The 15,525-nt window shown below is 47.3% G+C and carries 20 protein-coding genes; 15 read left to right on the forward strand and 5 right to left on the reverse strand.

The window, feature by feature from the left end; genetic code table 11:
* The 15 genes from ACHA8N_RS00005 to ACHA8N_RS00075 form a co-directional block, all read left to right on the forward strand.
* The coding region (locus ACHA8N_RS00005) for a hypothetical protein (RefSeq protein ID WP_393964328.1) at positions 1 to 217 on the forward strand (217 nt) is incomplete at its 5' end.
* Positions 218 to 241: 24 nt separating this feature from the next.
* Positions 242 to 2,182 carry a pLS20_p028 family conjugation system transmembrane protein gene (locus ACHA8N_RS00010; RefSeq protein ID WP_393964329.1) on the forward strand — a complete coding sequence of 647 codons (1,941 nt, stop codon included), beginning with the start codon at positions 242 to 244 and terminating at the stop codon, positions 2,180 to 2,182.
* Between the two features lie 4 nt (positions 2,183 to 2,186).
* A complete protein-coding gene (locus ACHA8N_RS00015; protein WP_026831506.1) occupies positions 2,187 to 2,498 on the forward strand; it encodes a DUF5592 family protein in 312 nt (103 codons plus the stop codon).
* A 4-nt stretch (positions 2,499 to 2,502) separates the two neighbouring features.
* Entirely contained in the window at positions 2,503 to 3,138 is a 636-nt protein-coding gene (locus ACHA8N_RS00020; protein ID WP_393964330.1) for a hypothetical protein, read from the forward strand.
* Positions 3,139 to 3,145: 7 nt separating this feature from the next.
* Entirely contained in the window at positions 3,146 to 5,089 is a 1,944-nt protein-coding gene (locus tag ACHA8N_RS00025) for a VirB4 family type IV secretion system protein (protein WP_393964331.1), read from the forward strand.
* Complete coding sequence (locus ACHA8N_RS00030) at positions 5,089 to 6,195, forward strand: lysozyme family protein (protein ID WP_393964332.1); 1,107 nt, start codon at positions 5,089 to 5,091, stop codon at positions 6,193 to 6,195. Before ACHA8N_RS00025 ends, ACHA8N_RS00030 begins: the two co-directional genes overlap by 1 nt.
* Before the next feature lie 13 nt (positions 6,196 to 6,208).
* On the forward strand, positions 6,209 to 6,766 hold the full coding sequence (locus ACHA8N_RS00035; RefSeq protein ID WP_393964333.1) for a hypothetical protein: 558 nt from the start codon (positions 6,209 to 6,211) through the stop codon (positions 6,764 to 6,766).
* On the forward strand, positions 6,767 to 7,606 hold the full coding sequence (locus ACHA8N_RS00040) for a hypothetical protein (protein WP_393964334.1): 840 nt from the start codon (positions 6,767 to 6,769) through the stop codon (positions 7,604 to 7,606).
* A gap of 505 nt (positions 7,607 to 8,111) precedes the next feature.
* Positions 8,112 to 8,363, forward strand: coding sequence for a hypothetical protein (locus tag ACHA8N_RS00045; RefSeq protein ID WP_393964335.1), 252 nt, complete (start codon positions 8,112 to 8,114; stop codon positions 8,361 to 8,363).
* On the forward strand, positions 8,356 to 9,519 hold the full coding sequence (gene mobP2 / locus ACHA8N_RS00050) for a MobP2 family relaxase (RefSeq protein WP_393964336.1): 1,164 nt from the start codon (positions 8,356 to 8,358) through the stop codon (positions 9,517 to 9,519). Before ACHA8N_RS00045 ends, mobP2 begins: the two co-directional genes overlap by 8 nt.
* Positions 9,520 to 9,530: 11 nt before the next feature.
* A complete protein-coding gene (locus tag ACHA8N_RS00055; RefSeq protein WP_393964337.1) occupies positions 9,531 to 9,986 on the forward strand; it encodes a hypothetical protein in 456 nt (151 codons plus the stop codon).
* On the forward strand, positions 9,983 to 10,261 hold the full coding sequence (locus tag ACHA8N_RS00060; RefSeq protein WP_393964338.1) for a hypothetical protein: 279 nt from the start codon (positions 9,983 to 9,985) through the stop codon (positions 10,259 to 10,261). Before ACHA8N_RS00055 ends, ACHA8N_RS00060 begins: the two co-directional genes overlap by 4 nt.
* A gap of 5 nt (positions 10,262 to 10,266) precedes the next feature.
* Complete coding sequence (locus ACHA8N_RS00065) at positions 10,267 to 11,730, forward strand: ArdC-like ssDNA-binding domain-containing protein (protein ID WP_393964339.1); 1,464 nt, start codon at positions 10,267 to 10,269, stop codon at positions 11,728 to 11,730.
* A 181-nt stretch (positions 11,731 to 11,911) separates the two neighbouring features.
* Positions 11,912 to 12,640, forward strand: a complete 729-nt coding sequence (locus ACHA8N_RS00070; protein ID WP_393964340.1) for a hypothetical protein — start codon at positions 11,912 to 11,914, stop codon at positions 12,638 to 12,640.
* Positions 12,641 to 12,730: 90 nt separating this feature from the next.
* Positions 12,731 to 12,892, forward strand: coding sequence for a hypothetical protein (locus tag ACHA8N_RS00075; protein WP_393964341.1), 162 nt, complete (start codon positions 12,731 to 12,733; stop codon positions 12,890 to 12,892).
* A 109-nt stretch (positions 12,893 to 13,001) separates the two neighbouring features.
* Here ACHA8N_RS00075 and ACHA8N_RS00080 read toward each other — a convergent pair whose 3' ends face one another.
* From ACHA8N_RS00080 to ACHA8N_RS00100, 5 genes are all read right to left on the reverse strand, one after another.
* Positions 13,002 to 13,382: a DUF5067 domain-containing protein gene (locus ACHA8N_RS00080; RefSeq protein ID WP_393964342.1), complete on the reverse strand. Its 381-nt coding sequence runs from the start codon at positions 13,380 to 13,382 to the stop codon at positions 13,002 to 13,004.
* Positions 13,383 to 13,398: 16 nt separating this feature from the next.
* Positions 13,399 to 13,563, reverse strand: coding sequence for a hypothetical protein (locus ACHA8N_RS00085; RefSeq protein ID WP_393964343.1), 165 nt, complete (start codon positions 13,561 to 13,563; stop codon positions 13,399 to 13,401).
* Positions 13,564 to 13,588: 25 nt separating this feature from the next.
* Positions 13,589 to 13,813 (reverse strand): DUF3006 domain-containing protein, encoded by a 225-nt coding sequence (locus ACHA8N_RS00090; protein ID WP_393964344.1) that lies wholly within the window; start codon positions 13,811 to 13,813, stop codon positions 13,589 to 13,591.
* A complete protein-coding gene (locus ACHA8N_RS00095; RefSeq protein WP_393964345.1) occupies positions 13,810 to 14,655 on the reverse strand; it encodes a ComEC/Rec2 family competence protein in 846 nt (281 codons plus the stop codon). The genes ACHA8N_RS00090 and ACHA8N_RS00095 overlap by 4 nt, the downstream gene beginning before the upstream one ends.
* Positions 14,656 to 14,796: 141 nt before the next feature.
* Entirely contained in the window at positions 14,797 to 14,994 is a 198-nt protein-coding gene (locus tag ACHA8N_RS00100; RefSeq protein ID WP_393964346.1) for a hypothetical protein, read from the reverse strand.
* Positions 14,995 to 15,525: the final 531 nt, after the last annotated feature.

Raw genomic sequence — 15,525 nt, forward strand, 5'->3', positions numbered from 1 at the left:
AAAAAAAAATGAAGTACCTATTCACATCTATAATACTTTTCAGCCCGATGCTAAAAAAATAGTGAATCGGGCGAACTTTGAGTATACCTCGACTCTAAAGGGTGAGAGTTTGTACTATGTGTCTAAAGGTAAGATTAAAGATACGCTAAACGTCAATCGCCTGACCGATGAAACCTTTACTGATACAGTAAATGAGTTTGTAGCTAATAATAAATAGGATGAAACGGAGGTCTGGATAGATATGTCTGATGCTCAGGTTATCCAGAAGCTTACCGAATTCGAACGACTTTTTAATTTAAGTAATTTAGTCAACGATGCTCTGCGGACTGTGGGATGGATTTTTGTCAGAGGTCTTTCTTTGTTGATAGATTCACTCGAAAGTCTTACAGATGATATTTTGATGATCAAAACATTCTTTAATAATCCTCAAGTGGTTGAATTCGTTCAGACGATTCAACCTTTTTTGTATGTACTTTTAGCTGCTAGCTTTGTTTTTACAGGCTATCTCATCATTTTTCAGAAGAAATTCGATCGAGAAGGGCTTCTTATCAATATTTTCATTTCATTGATGATTTTAGGACTACTCTCACCTACGATGAAACAACTAAATGACTTCACCGACCAAGCAGTCAATCAAGCCAAGAGTGGTAGTATATACGGTTCTCAACAGGAAACTATATCTGAAACAATACTCAAAGAAAATTTAAACGATTTAGTAGCATACGATAAAAATGACTTTGACAACTATACAGAAAATGAAGTGAAAAATAATGTTCCGACCAAATTGATCAAAGGATTACAGATTAATGAGGTGTTCGATAGCAATAAACTAGACGTATCCACTACTGGATCAAAACTTTCAAAATCATTTATCCTTTGGGACGGTAGTGAAGAAGTACTAGGCGAACTCGATCAAAGCGGACTTGATTGGAATAACCAATACTACTACCGTTATCACCCGAACTGGCTGACGATTCTTGTCACGCTCGGGGTGATGGGCTTCACCCTCTTCTCGATTGCCTACAAGCTGGCTCGACTCTCGTTCGAGTTGGCTTTTAATTATGTCTTGGCGATTTTAGTGGCACCCGCTGATTTACACAGCGGACAAAAGACGAAGAAGGTCATTCAAAGCATCTTGAACACCTTTCTCGTCATCATTCTGATCTTCGTTTCGATCAAACTCTATACGATTGGAACGGCATACTTGGCCGATACACTGGACGGACTCGCCTATTTGATTGCGTTGATTGCCTTCTCTGCCGCTTTGATTGATGGACCAAACATGGTCGAACGTCTCTTCGGGATTGATGCCGGTCTGAAGCGTGGTTGGGGTCTCGCACTCGGTGCGTATGCTGTCGGGAAAGGAACAGCGAAAGTCGGGGCTCGTGTCGCCGGTCAGACGATGAAGATGGCATCACGCCCTGCCACTCCTTCTGTCTCGGAAGCAGCAAGTGCGAAATTGCCACCGAACCCGCCACCGAATGGCGGTACACCCGCGAGTCGTCCCGATCGTTCGCCTGAGAGTGTTCCGACTCCATCACAAGCACAAGAGCGGACATCTCGTCCAGCAGGACCAGAGAACCAACAAAGCGATTCGGTTGAGATGCCAATGCATGGTACGGCGCAAGAGGCTCAGGCAGCAGCAGCACCCGAATTCTTTCCACATCGTCCAGATGCTGTCGCACAAGCAAAACCTGTGCCATCGACTTCGCAATCGACACTATCTGCTACGCAACCAAAGACTTCCGATTCACCGACGATTGAAAGAAGTGCACACTCATCTGATGCATTCGAGTCACTTGAAACGTCTGATTCCTCTCAACTAGTCTCACCATCTGCGAAGACTTCTACAGTAAATCGAAAGCCGGTAACATCTTCAGTGGATTCGGCACCGTTCGACAAAACGACTACTAGCGCATCTGCTCATTCTGTGGAAACAACAGAGAATGTGTCTCCGAGCGTTACCTTGTCTGGCTCTTCCAGTGGCTCACCATCTATCAGTGAATTGCCGCAGGAGACGTCATCCGGAACGCAGCGTCAGCGAAAGTCGATCTATCAGACACTGGAGACCACAACGCAGAAAGAACTCAAACATGTTGAACAAACCCAGACGCGCGTAACGCAGGAATCATCCCGGATGTACTCGACGGACGTTCCGCGTCTAAACCCGAAAAAGGAGTGAGACCATGCAACAGCGCCAATACCGGATTCCGAACGAAGTCACGACCGAACTCAAGATCAACAAGATGCTCTACCTCTATGATTTACTATTTCTCGTCGCTTTGATCATCGTCCGTTTGATTGCTCTTCCATTTATCCCGGACGTCTTGCATCTACCGTTCACGTGTTTCCTCGTCGGGTTCGGACTTTTCCTTGTCATCCGACCGACGACGAATCCGGAAAAGCGGATGGTCCACGTGCTCTATTACGCACTGATCAAGAAGAAAGACACCTATATCGCGTTGGCTGACCGGAATGAATCTTCGAAAGGAGCGTGATCAGATGAGTTTATCAGAAGACACACGATTGAAGACGAGTGCTACGACCGATATCACTTGGCTCGACGAGGTCCAGTTGACGACATCGAAAGCAAGCAAGGAGAAGCGCGTCCGAATCCCACCTTCTGTCGCCTCCCTCTTGCCAATCGTCGACTCCACAGTGCTCGATGTTTTCGAGATGCAGGATAGGACGTTTTGCGACATCATTCAACTGACTTCAAAAGATATTTACGGACTATCTGAGACGGAGAAGGACCATGATATTTTCTCCCTCGCCTATCTCTTACAGGCGTATGTCCATCCATTGAAGGTCATTCCGCTCAATACACCACTCAATCTGGAAAAACAGAAACAACGGATCGAACGACAGCTGCGGCAAAATCAAAACGTCGCCTATCGCCCGTTTCTTCAAAAGAAGAAACAAGAACTGATCTACCTTGAGGAGCATCGCACGAATCGCGATTATCTCCTCTTTTTTTATGCTCCGGACGAGGCAATGCTTCGGGAACGGAAGCATCAATTGACGAAACTCCTTCGACGCAGCAACCCGATGGTCGAACTGACGATCGAGCAGAAAATGCATGTGTTGTTCCAACTACACAACCCGAATACGAAACCGACCCAGGACGGAAAGGAGTGATGGCATCATGTGGCGTACGCGCTTTTTACGGAAGCAAGATCCTGAGACGATCAAACAACAGGACGGCTACAATCCGACATTCGTCCAAGCGATCCAGCCGCAAGGCGGACTCCGCTTCGAACCGAACTATGTCCGGACCGGTGACGGTTATCTCGCCTGCCTCCATGTTTACAAATACCAGTCGACCGTCTATGACTTCTGGCTCGAACCGATCCTCAATCTGCCTGGTGTCTTGACGACGCTCGATATCGGGACGGCGGACAAACGGGAGATGATCCGGACGATCAACAAATCGATGGCCGAGCAGAATACGCGCTTCGAGAATGCAAAGGATAATGTCGACCGGATCGATGCGCGTGAGACGTACAAGGAACTAAATGAGCTCTACGAACAGATCACGCAAGGGGAGACGATGAAGTACTTGCATCTCCGGCTTTACGTCAAAGCGAAGACACTCGAAGCACTTGAACGCCAGGTACAGGATGTGATGGAAGAACTCGAAGCACGGAACTTTCGCGCAACCGTCTTCCTGAACGAACAGGAATGGGAATGGCAGAGCCTCTTTCTTAGCTACGAGCAACAGCAAAAACTACCGAATCATCGTCGCGGCAAAGAGATTCCGTCACTCTCGATTGCAGGTGGTTATCCGTTCCACTTCACGTCGCTACAGGATCCGACCGGGACGTACTACGGGACGACGGATACGAACGGGAGCGTCATCTTCGACTTGTTTCATAAGGACAAGCAACGGAAGTTCTATAATGCCTTGATGATCGGCAAGATGGGATCGGGCAAGTCGACATTACTCAAGAAAACGGTCCTCGATCAAGCGATCAAAGGTAATCACGTCCGCATCTTGGACGTGACGGGCGAGTTCTCCGACCTCGTGCGGCAACTTGGTGGAAAAGAGATCGCACTCGATGGTTCCGCTGGTCGGATCAATCCACTCCATGTCTATAAGACGGTGACGCACGCCGACGGCTCGGCGGACGAAGCACTCTCGTTCATGCAACACCTATCGAAAATCGCTGTCTTCTATCACTACATCAATCCGGCAGCGACGCAAGAAGAGGCAAACGAGTTCGAGATTCTGCTCCGTCAGCTCTATCTTGAGAAGGGACTCTGGAACGAGGATGGTGACGCTCCGATTACAACGCATCCTGCGAACGCCTATCCCGTTTTCTCCGACTTCTTAGCGCTGGTTCGCTCCGAATTGTATACGGACGCAATGCGGACAACAATCCGCGAGACCATCAGTATGAACCGTATCAGACGGCTCGAGAACATCGAACTCGCCATTACGAACCTCGTCCACAACTACGGCAACATCTTTGACGGACACTCTTCAATCGAACGGTTCGATGAGGAAGCGATTGTCTCGTTCCCGCTACGTAACCTAACGAATTTGAAGGACGAGATTTTTCAGGCACAGGTTTTCAACCTGATGAACATGCTGTGGGACGGGATGATCCTCAACGGTGCCGGACAACTCCGCAGCTACAACCAGGGCGAGCTATTAATCGAGGATGCCTTCAAGTATCTGATTGTCATTGATGAGGCACATCACCTGATCAACACGCGCGATATCGCCCAACCCGCGATTCTATACCTACAACAGTTCATGCGCGAAGCAAGGAAATATTTCGGCGGTATCTTCTTCGCTTCGCATTTGATTACGGACTTTGTTCCGACCGGTTCGAAGTCGGAGAACGCGGAAAACGTCAAAACCCTGTTCCAGCTGACGCAGTATAAGTTTATCGGCGAACAGGATGCCGAGAGCATCCCGACGATCCAGACCGTCTTCGACGGACAGTTGACCGAGAGTGAGACGCGGTTGATTCCATCGCTCGAGACCGGACGCATCGTTCTTAGTATCTCCGGTGTGAAGACGCTGATCTTCGATGTCGATGTCTCACCCGAGGAGCTGACGTTGTTCGGAGGTGGTGCCTGATGTGGAGTACGGTCCGGCAGTCGGCACGTGTCGCCGTCCGGATGAAATGGCGACTCCTGACCTTAAAGTATCGTCTGATTGCCCTCGGTATCGCGCTCCTGCTCCTCCTGCTCATCATCATCGCCGCAGGCATTCTCGATTCGTTGACTGGGCTCGAGAATGAGCAGGCGACGGAGACGTCGATCACTTACTCAGACGCAAGTCTGCAAGTCAGTGATGATGTTCTCCAATACCGGGAAGCGATCGCGCGTGAATTGAAAAAGGAAAAGCTCGAGGGACAGACGAACGTCGTACTCGCCCTGATGATGCAGGAGAGTGGCGGACGCGGGAATGATCCGATGCAAGCGAGTGAATCGAAGTGCGGACGGATCGGCTGCATCACCTCTCCTGATGAGAGCATTCAGTACGGAGTGAAACACTTCGCGTCGGTCTTCCGGCGAGCGAACGAGGACGTCAAGTTGACGCTCCAGAGTTACAACTTCGGAGGTGGCTTCATCGAGTATGTCCAAGAAAACGGTGGACGCTACACAAAACAACTTGCGATTTCCTTTTCACAGATGATGTACCAACGCGTCAGGAAGAGTGGCATCTATCAGTGCCATCGTCCGAGCGCAATCGAGCATCAAGCCTGTTATGGCGACATCGAATATGTCGATGCCGTCCTCCGTTATCTGACGCCGACGGTACTGGCAGAAGGCAAGACGGGACCGATCAAAGGGAAACTCCATGCCCCCCTCGACATCCCGCTTCAGATGACATCGGGGTTCGGATCCCGAATTGTTTTCGGAAAGACGGATGTTCATACGGGCATCGATTTCAGTTGCCACAATACGGATAGCGTCCACGCTGTCCGCTCCGGTACCGTCACCTATAGCGGCTTACGCGGACCATATGGTCAGTTGATTCAGATCAAGCAGGGCGACTGGATTACCGCCTACGCACATCTTTCCGCACGCCAGGTTAAGACGGGGCAAAAGATTGAAGCTGGACAAAAGATTGGGATGTGCGGTTCGACCGGACGTTCAACCGGGAACCATCTCCACATCGAATTCAAGACGAGTGATTGGTCCGGACACATTGATCCGGCACCACTCTTTTCTCTATAAGGAGGGATGCAAGATGGCATTGACGAGTCGTCATCTCCTGTGGCTCGTGTTGTTCTGTTTGCTGCTTTCAATCAGTGCTAACGTCTACCAATACCGTTCGTCGGCATCAGATGGACTACACATGACTTCAGAAAAACACAGAAAGGATTCGTCACCAGAAATGATTGTACCAGACTCAACTGTCATCACTGACGCAGAGGAGCCAGAGCAGCAGTCGTCCATTTCTAAGAATGCAGAACGCTTCATCTCGTTTGCATTCACGTGGAAAGACGGGACCTATCCGACGCGTAAGCGACAGGCCAGCCAGTACATGTCGGATTCAATCAAACGGACGTTGTTCGTAAGTAGCGGAAGTGATAGCAAGTTCACTGCCTCAGTCTCGGACATCGAAGTCTTTCCAAACCGTGACAATCCGGAGCATTGCCTTGTCCGCTTCAAACGGACGTTGACGATTGATTCAAACGGCTATGAAGAGACATCCGATGAGCTGGTCGAACTGACGTTCACGAACCAAGACAGTCGTTACATCGTCGACCAAATGAAGAGTCTCAAGTCATCAGGAGGTGTCTAAATGCGAAGAGGAAAACGAAAGACGTTGACCCGTGACTGGTCGCGCTTGTATCTCGGAACAGGGATGTTTTTCTTAATCGGCTTTCTATTTTTCGGTTTCTCTTCCCTCTTCTTTGCTGAGGAACAACCGATCAATGCAACATCAATCGGTGAAGAAAAACGGTTGACGAATGGACAGACCGTCACGCTTCTCAACTGGTCTTATGATGAAGAGCGGAAACAGATGCGTGTCCGCCTCCAGTTCGACCAACCCCAGGACTACGCGACGAAACTTGTCACGCGCGTCGCCTACAAGGAACGACCGACGGATGAGCAACGCGTCCGAGTCGTCTATCACCAGGACGAGCACTATGTCTTCGAAATCGAAGATGTACCGCGCAACTTTGATCAGCTAGCCCTCCGCTTGTATGTCATTGAACCACAACAGTCACTCGAGAAGCTGAGTGCTACGAAGCGAGAAGAGGCGCTCATCGAATCACTCTATATGGATCAGCGACGTGTCTTAAGAACATCAATTTCTATTCAACAAGCAGACGACTATGCGCAACTTTTTCTCGCTGACGAGCACGTGCAAAGTCAAAAACGGATCAAGAAAATGAAGCGCGAACAGATGGCACAAGCTTCTCTCATCCAGCAAATCGAACAGGATATCGAGACGAAGCAAGCCACCTTACTCGATCTGACACTCGATGAACAAGTCGAACGTGAGGACGAGATCTTCAATCTGAAGCAAGACAAAGAGGACGCACTGTTAAGACAAACGGAATTGAAAAAACAACTCACGCAAGAAGAAAAAAGACAAGATCAGCTGCGCATTAAAGGACGTGAACTGAAATGGTAAGGTGGCACACACCGTGCCAAAATGCCGTTTTTAGTGGCACGCGGTGTGACCTTTTGGCGATTTTGATGATATCAGGGAAACACTAGGCTCCGCCTAGGCTAGCACGCTCCGTGATAGCAGTTTCCCCTTATGCTCTTTTTCACGCTTTTGAACCGTTTGTGGTTTTTAAGCTTTTAAAAACTCAATGCACATTTAGCAATTCTATCAACATTCATCAACGCTTAACTCGAGTCAGTTACGTCACTTCTTTCAATCCTTTTCATTACATGTTGTTGCATCTTCGAGCAAATATGTTTCAGAAGTTCGACGATCAAGGAGACGCTCACGGCTTCTCCAAGGGTGTGACTCTGTTCAATAATTGACTGCATGTTGATCCCTCCGTTCCTTGTCTGAGTGGTATCCCCTTTCTCACTTCTAATGACAGGAGGAACGAATGAATTGTTCGGAAAGAATTTCATTTTTTTGAAAGTAGAGATTCACTTTCGTGATGGAAGGAGGAAGACAGATGGATCTCTTGATTCGCGACATCGCCCCCGTCCTCGTCAAACAACTCGACGAACAAGCGGAGAAACAGATGTGTTCCCGACAAGAATTATTAAAAGGATTACTGACCACCTGGTGTGCGGATGGCATCCAGTCGAAACAAATCGAGCGACTCGAACGACAACTCGAAGCGAACACCTTACACCTGAAGCGGAGCGCAACCGAACTCGAAGTATTAACTAAACTCTTCCGTGAGGTGATGCAAAATGACTAAGGTGCCCGGTGTCATCATCAAGTCGAAGTTCAAACTCCCTCAAGCAACCCGACGTGCGCGTCGCTATACGACGTATCTCAATTACATCGACAGACCGGAGACGAAAGCACGGACGCATCAATTTGAGAATTACCATGACTATATGGAAGATGAACTGAAATCAAGTGGTCTCTTCACGGCGACGCAAGACCGATTGAATGCGACTGAACGAGAGCAGTTACGAGATATCTTCCGACGGGCACAAGAGAACGGCAGCATCCTCTGGCAGGACGTCATCTCATTCGACGAAGCGTGGTTACAGGAAGTCGGCGTCAAAGAAAATCGCTACATCGATGAACAACGGTTGATGCAGGCGACACGGAACGCGACCGCGCTGATGATCGAAAAGGAACAGATGCTGCACGCGACATGGACCGCAGCGATCCACTACAACACGGATAACATCCACGTCCATGTCGCGACAGTCGAAACGATACATCCACGCGAACGCGGTAAACGGAAACCGAAAACAATCGAGAAGATGAAGGCGCAAGTCGTCCATACGCTTGCCGACCGGACACGTGAACAAGAGAAACTGAATACCTTCATCCGGGAAGAAGTCCTCGCACACAAACGAAATCGTTCGACGACGTCCGCTTCGAATCGAATCTTGCACCCGGAACTCGTTCGGCAGTACAAAACGATTCAGAAACAATTACCGGACGACAAGCGGCAGTGGTATTACAACATGAACGGCATGCACGAACTGCGTCCTTCACTCAATCAATTGACTGACACGTATCTTGCGACCTACTTCGAGAAAGAGCACAGCGAGTTTAAACAACAACTCGATACCGAGGTCGCATTCTACGAGCGGAGTTATGGATCGGCATCCCAAGCATCGGCTTATCGCAAGACGAAGGAACAGGATCTCTACACGCGGATGGGAAACGCCATTCTGTCCGAGATGCGTGAGTCGTCCAATCCACCTCAGAAGGTTGCGAAAACATCTTCTGTCCCGTCATCCAAACAACACATTCGATTAGCGTTTCGACGTGAACGGATCATGCAAGAGACGCTTTATCGGATCGGACGACATATGAATGATGAGTGGGACCACCTCAAGAATCAGCGTGCTTTTGAACAACTCGAACAGGAAGTCCAACATGAAAGGTAAGGTGAAATGGGATGGAAGAGACGAAGCAAGTCCGGATCCGGCTGAGTGCCGTAACCGCTGAATTTTTAGAGGAGTATCGTGAGAGAGAACGACTGTCAGGAATCGGTCCGGCAATCGATCACATCATCCGCGACTATCAAGAGATGATCAAGAAGCAATGGGATTTGAACTATATCAGTCGTTCCGTATCAAAACAGATCGAACAAGAGTTGACCACGTTCTGGGAAGAACAAATCACAAAGATTCTCTCTCCGTTACGAAAGAGCGTCCAACAGACAGACCTTCAAACACAGGTATTGATTGAACTGGTGCAAGCCTTAATGCAGACGGAAAGCATCGAGGATATCATCCCGACGACAGAATACCGTCCTTCGTTCCTTGAGACAGCGGAGACGGCCGTCAAATCACGGATCGACCAACGAAAGCAGTACAAGCATTCGGATGAGGAAAGGATGACCCACAAATGAGACGACTGGAAGCTTTCACACTCGCAACGTTTCTCGAACTGCAACCGACCCACGTCACAGTCTTGATTCATCAAGCGCGATACGACATCCCTGTCTCATATGACGAATATTCGTTCCTTGAGATCCTGCAAGAAGAGCCTCTGTTGTTGCTACCGGTATCACGTGATCGTCGTCATCTACTACTGGATCGACTCGCTGCCGATCCGATTGTTCTGCAAGAACTAGAAGATTTCGAAGGTGCTGCTAATTCGTCTTTCTCGTCTGAAGGAGCGTGAGACTCGTGGGATATAAGAAGAAAACACGTGAGGATTATCAGAAGGAAGTACAAGCCTTGACCGACAAGATGGAGACGCAGCTCGCTTCTCACTTTGTCAGTCAGGAGAGTATCAAAGAACATCTCGACTTCATGAGCCGGTTCCACCGCTACTCGACACGGAACATGCTATTGATCGAGGAACAGTTCCAAGGCGCACGTGCTGTCGGTTCCTATGCGTACTGGGAGAAGCAAGGCGTCCAGGTCCAAAAAGGCGAGAAAGGGATCAAGATTTTTGTCCCCTCCCCTGTTACCTTCATCAAACGAGAGACAGATTGGGTGGCATGGAAGGATGCGACGAAGACCGAGCAAAAGCGTGCCAAAGAAGGATTTCTTCCGACACGAAAAGCGATGTACTATAAGATTGGTCACGTCTTCGAGTACACGCAGACCGATGCCCGAGAGAAGGGACTCGAGGTCTCTGGACTGTTCGCTTCCTATCATCGAAATGGATCGATACGTGAGGCGGAATCGTTTCGCCGCGCGTTAAACGGGATTGCTGAAACACAAGACGTAACATTACTTGATCAGCCGTTAAACGAACTTGGTACCGCAAAAGGATGCTTTTATCCAGAACTGAACGCGATCGCCTTGAATCTGCGGAATTCGGACATCGAGAACGTGACCGTCCTGATTCATGAACTCGCGCACGCTAATCTGCATAATATGAACCGGAACGAAGAACGTGAAATAGAGTTGAATACGCATGAGAAGGAATTCCAAGCGGAGATGGTCGCCTACACCGTTGCGGCTCACTTCGGTTTTCCAACAGACGAGTTTTCGTTGTCGTATCTCGCCAGCTGGACGCAAGGGAGAGACTTGCGTGACAAGGAAGACTTGTTGCATGAAGTCCATCAGACATCCGGTCATTTCATCCGCGAGATCCATGCTTCGCTCGAGCAGGAGCAAGTCCTTGAACGAGAAGCATCGCCTCTCAAGATGATCGAACATATCGAGAACGTGGCACACATTACGGATCAGGGGATGCCATTAGCCGAACGGCTCGAGCAGATCATGCAACACACACCGGAGGACGTCGAAGCTTACCTGACGAATATCGCCAAGCAGGACACGCAGCAAGATCTTTCAGCATTCAAGGAGCCAATGATGCTCGTCCATGGGGCGACAGACTTCTTCGAACCGTTCGCGAAAGCCAACGACCGCGACTTCGACGAACATAAGATGACTGCCTATACGTTGGTCATTCCTGGTGAAGAACCGATCAGTCAACACTTCCAGGGTCTTGAGGAAGCCAGTAGCCCGTTACATCATATCCTGAAGACAGAAGTCGTCAGCAAAGAGACAGAGCAAGTACTTGAGAAAGCGTGGTATGACGAGATGATATCGACCGAGGATCGAGATTTGGAAAAGGCAAAGCAAATCGTAAGTCGGCAACTTCATGTTCCATCGAAAGACTTTTATACAAGATGAAAGAGCATAAAAGAAATCATAGCCTCTTGAAATGTGTAGAGTTAGGTATTTTAAACCTGACTCTTTTATTTAATCGCATAGTCTAAAAAATGGTAAATTTCTCTACCAAAAATTGTCCTCCTCTTCTAACAGTGCGATATACTTTAAAATAGCCTTTAGTCACTTGAAGGGAGTACCTAAAATGGAAACTGAAAAAAGTGGAAAAATTGAATATAAAATCTTTTATGATCGAGATATTATTCATTTGATGGATCTATTACTTGCGACAAAAAAAGAATTAAATCACGAAAAAACTGAATTGTCTTACAACATTCAATACAAAGACGGAACGATTGATAGTGGATTTGATCAAGCTGTAATAAATCAGAGTAGACCGATACAATCGGTATTATTGAGTCTTACTAACGAAAATCTCGGTGTATCCATCATCATTGATATCAATACGAACAATACGGTAGACAATAATATCTATTCCGTAAAGAGTGAGGACTGTGACTGGGTGAATGAAAAATCACTACAAATCCAAAGAGTCATTGCAGCCACTCCGAATCAAAATTATTATCTTTCTCACCCGTCATGGAAGATACGTATTCGAATCACCTCAGGCATACTCGTTTCTAGTTTTATTTGCTTACTTTTGGAGCGCTTGTTCTTAGATGGCTTGCTTTTAGAGGAAGATGCAGCTCAAGTTCACTTATTCGTATTGCTCCTTGTGATTATCTATATGACGCTTTCTCGGACAGACCAATTTTTAGAAGAAGGATTAGAAAGTTTATACCCTATAGTCGATTTCGATGCTTCAATAAAACCTCAAAATAAAAAAAAGAAAAAACTCTTTTTATTAAAATTCCTTGTCATCTATTTTATTCTTTACTGGTTTTATACATTCTTTTTGCAACGAATGATGTAACAGTGACAAATAGAATATCTGAAACAGATACTACGATATAATACAATTGAAGGAAAGCATCACAACACATCAACGAATGGAGGAATAATTATGAACAACAACCAAGCAATCGCTTACGCCGTCATTGCCATGAAGCAACTTGGCTATACAATCGAGCAGATCGAAAAAGTTCAAGCTAGCATGCTATCTGAGATGGACTGGTCGGATGAAGAAACAGCAGAAAAGAAAGCAGCTACTATCTTAAAGGGATAAAATAAAACAGCAACATCGCTTTAAAAAAAGAAGCGATATTGCTGTTTTTGCTTACTTGAAATATTTCTGCTGTAAACTTCATTCAACGTGATTCTCTTTATTCATCTGCTTATTTCAATTCAATCTTTTTTTCACCTAATTTTTTTCCCGCCATTCCTTGAGTTGCTTTCAATGTGACGACCGCTTGTGGATCATCGATGTCGTAAGCCATGATTCCCTTCGCGGTACCACCTGGTTTGATGTCATCGAGCTGATGTTCTAAATAAGAGGCATACTTCTCTTCTTGTGGCGTCATGCCTACCTCTAACTTATTGATCGTATCGGTTCCTTCCTGTGTCGCTTCGAAGCAGGCAATCCACGTAGTCATTCCATTCAATGGTTCCTTACTATCATTTGTCGTCTCATATGTGAAGACGAGTTGTGGCTTCTCGCGGAAGTATTCTTTACTTGGCTCAAGCACTTCTGTCGAGAGGATCTTGACTGTCGCCATGTCGATTTTCAGAGTATCATCCTTGAAATAAACATCCTCTTTTTTTCGTTTCCGCTACCTCGACTTTTTCGGTCGGATTTGCCGCCTTCTTAGGTGTATCTTGTGCTGCTTCTTCTGTCCCACATCCGACAAGTGATAATCCCAACCCGACGATGACGACCGCTCTTCCTAACTTATTCATATAATTCAGCTCATTTCTTTTGTTTTTAGTCTTCCCATAGTTCTTCCATCAACTCATCGATTTCGTTGGAGAGTCGTTGCCGCTCTTGGTCATCCTTCTCGATATGACCGTACTCATCGATCCAGATGACATCTCCGGATTCAACCGTCATGGGAAAGCGAGAAATCAGGATGTCCCGCATTCCATCTTCGAACTCGACGACGACCCATTTTCCTTCAATGCGATCGATGATCCCTTTACGCTTACTCATTTCGACTTCTTGATCGTGTAGGACGATCCGTTCCCTTCAAAGACGATTGTCCCATTCTTATCCGTCCGTAGCATCGTCGCCTTCGCACGCTTCAGGTTCGTCACGACTTCGTTCGTCGGATGTCCGTAAGCGTTCTTCCCAACGCTAATGACGGCATATTTCGGTTTGACGTACTTGAGGAACGTCGCACTCGTCGATGTCTTCGCCCCATGATGCCCGACCTTGAGGACGTCCGCACGCAACGTCTTCTTCTTCGCAATCATGTCTTGCTCCGATTTCAGTTCCGCGTCTCCCGTGAACAGGAAAGTATTCTTCTTATACGCGACGTGCAACACGGCGCTCCAATTGTTCAAATCACTGTTCGCATAATCCTTCACCGGTCCGACGAACTGCGCCTTCACTCCCTTCACAGGAAGTGAGACACCCGCTTTCGCTGTCTTGATTGTCAGCTTCTCACGCTTGACGGCTAGCAAGAAGTCCTTATAGGCTTGCGTTGTGTGTTTGACCTTTGGTGCATAGACACTCTTGACCTTAAACGAGTCGAGGACTTCATCGAGTCCACCGATGTGATCGGCATCTGGATGTGTCGAGATCAACATCTCGATGTCGCCGACCTTCTGTTTCTTCAGATAGGCGACGAGCTCATCACCCTTTCCTTTGTTCCCACCGTCCATGACGATGTCCTCACCACTCGGCATCTTGATGTAAATCGCATCTCCCTGACCGATATCGATATAGTGGACCTTGATTTTCGGCGTCGCGGCCTCTGCACTCTCTAACGGTCCTACTAATAAACCAACACTCGCGAGTGCCAGGCTGGCACCCATCCATTTTCGTTTCATCTTGCATCGCTCCATTCTCTGTTCGTAAGTTATTTTCATTATACAGTGAGCATCAGGATAAGGTTGGAGATATTTTCCACCTGATACTTTTTATTGCTAGGTGGAGTATTCCAACGAAGGAGTATATAAAAAAACAGACCTTTAACGGGTCTGTTCCAAATAATGTTGCTGAATAAAAGTGAGCAATAGATCAATATCAACGAACCAAGTCACATGCTCGATCGAACCATCTACTTCTCGTACCAATCGAACCTGCGCATCGATGATGGTCACTTTTTGCGAGTGCTCCACCATGTCCATCCATTTTCTCGACTCCTCGTTTTCCAAAGTTGTATTCATTTTCGTCACTCCTCTTTGGTTTGCTTGAACACAGCATACAGTCGTGAAGGACATCGTACGAATCCGTTTAATTGAAATAAGAACGGTCATAGCTGAACCAACGGAGGAATTAAGGAGACATCTAGGACAATTTCCACTTTATTCTTTAGAACACGGCGAATCATTTAGAATAGGAATCCCATCATAACTGGTACTTGCAGATTAAATCAGTTTGAGACTCCTAAACTTATTTTTATGGTCTTTTCACGCTCCGTGCCTTTCGTCGCAAGGATCAGGAACGTAGAGCTGCCTCGGCAGCTCTCGTTATCGATCCGGCAGGAAGGCAGCGGTGCGATGAGGATGTCGCTGCCACGCAGCCTACAGCCTCACGCATGAGCCCGAAAGCTTCTACTAACACATACAAACTAAATCGAAACGTACAGAGGATGATCTACTCAAAGATAAAAGATGTACATACGTATACCGACAACAATTCTACTACTTCTTCTATGACCACTTCCTCAACAACCAGCACCTCTCACGAATCGAAAT

Source organism: Exiguobacterium sp. S22-S28 (assembly GCF_043359615.1).
Taxonomy (GTDB): domain Bacteria; phylum Bacillota; class Bacilli; order Exiguobacteriales; family Exiguobacteriaceae; genus Exiguobacterium_A.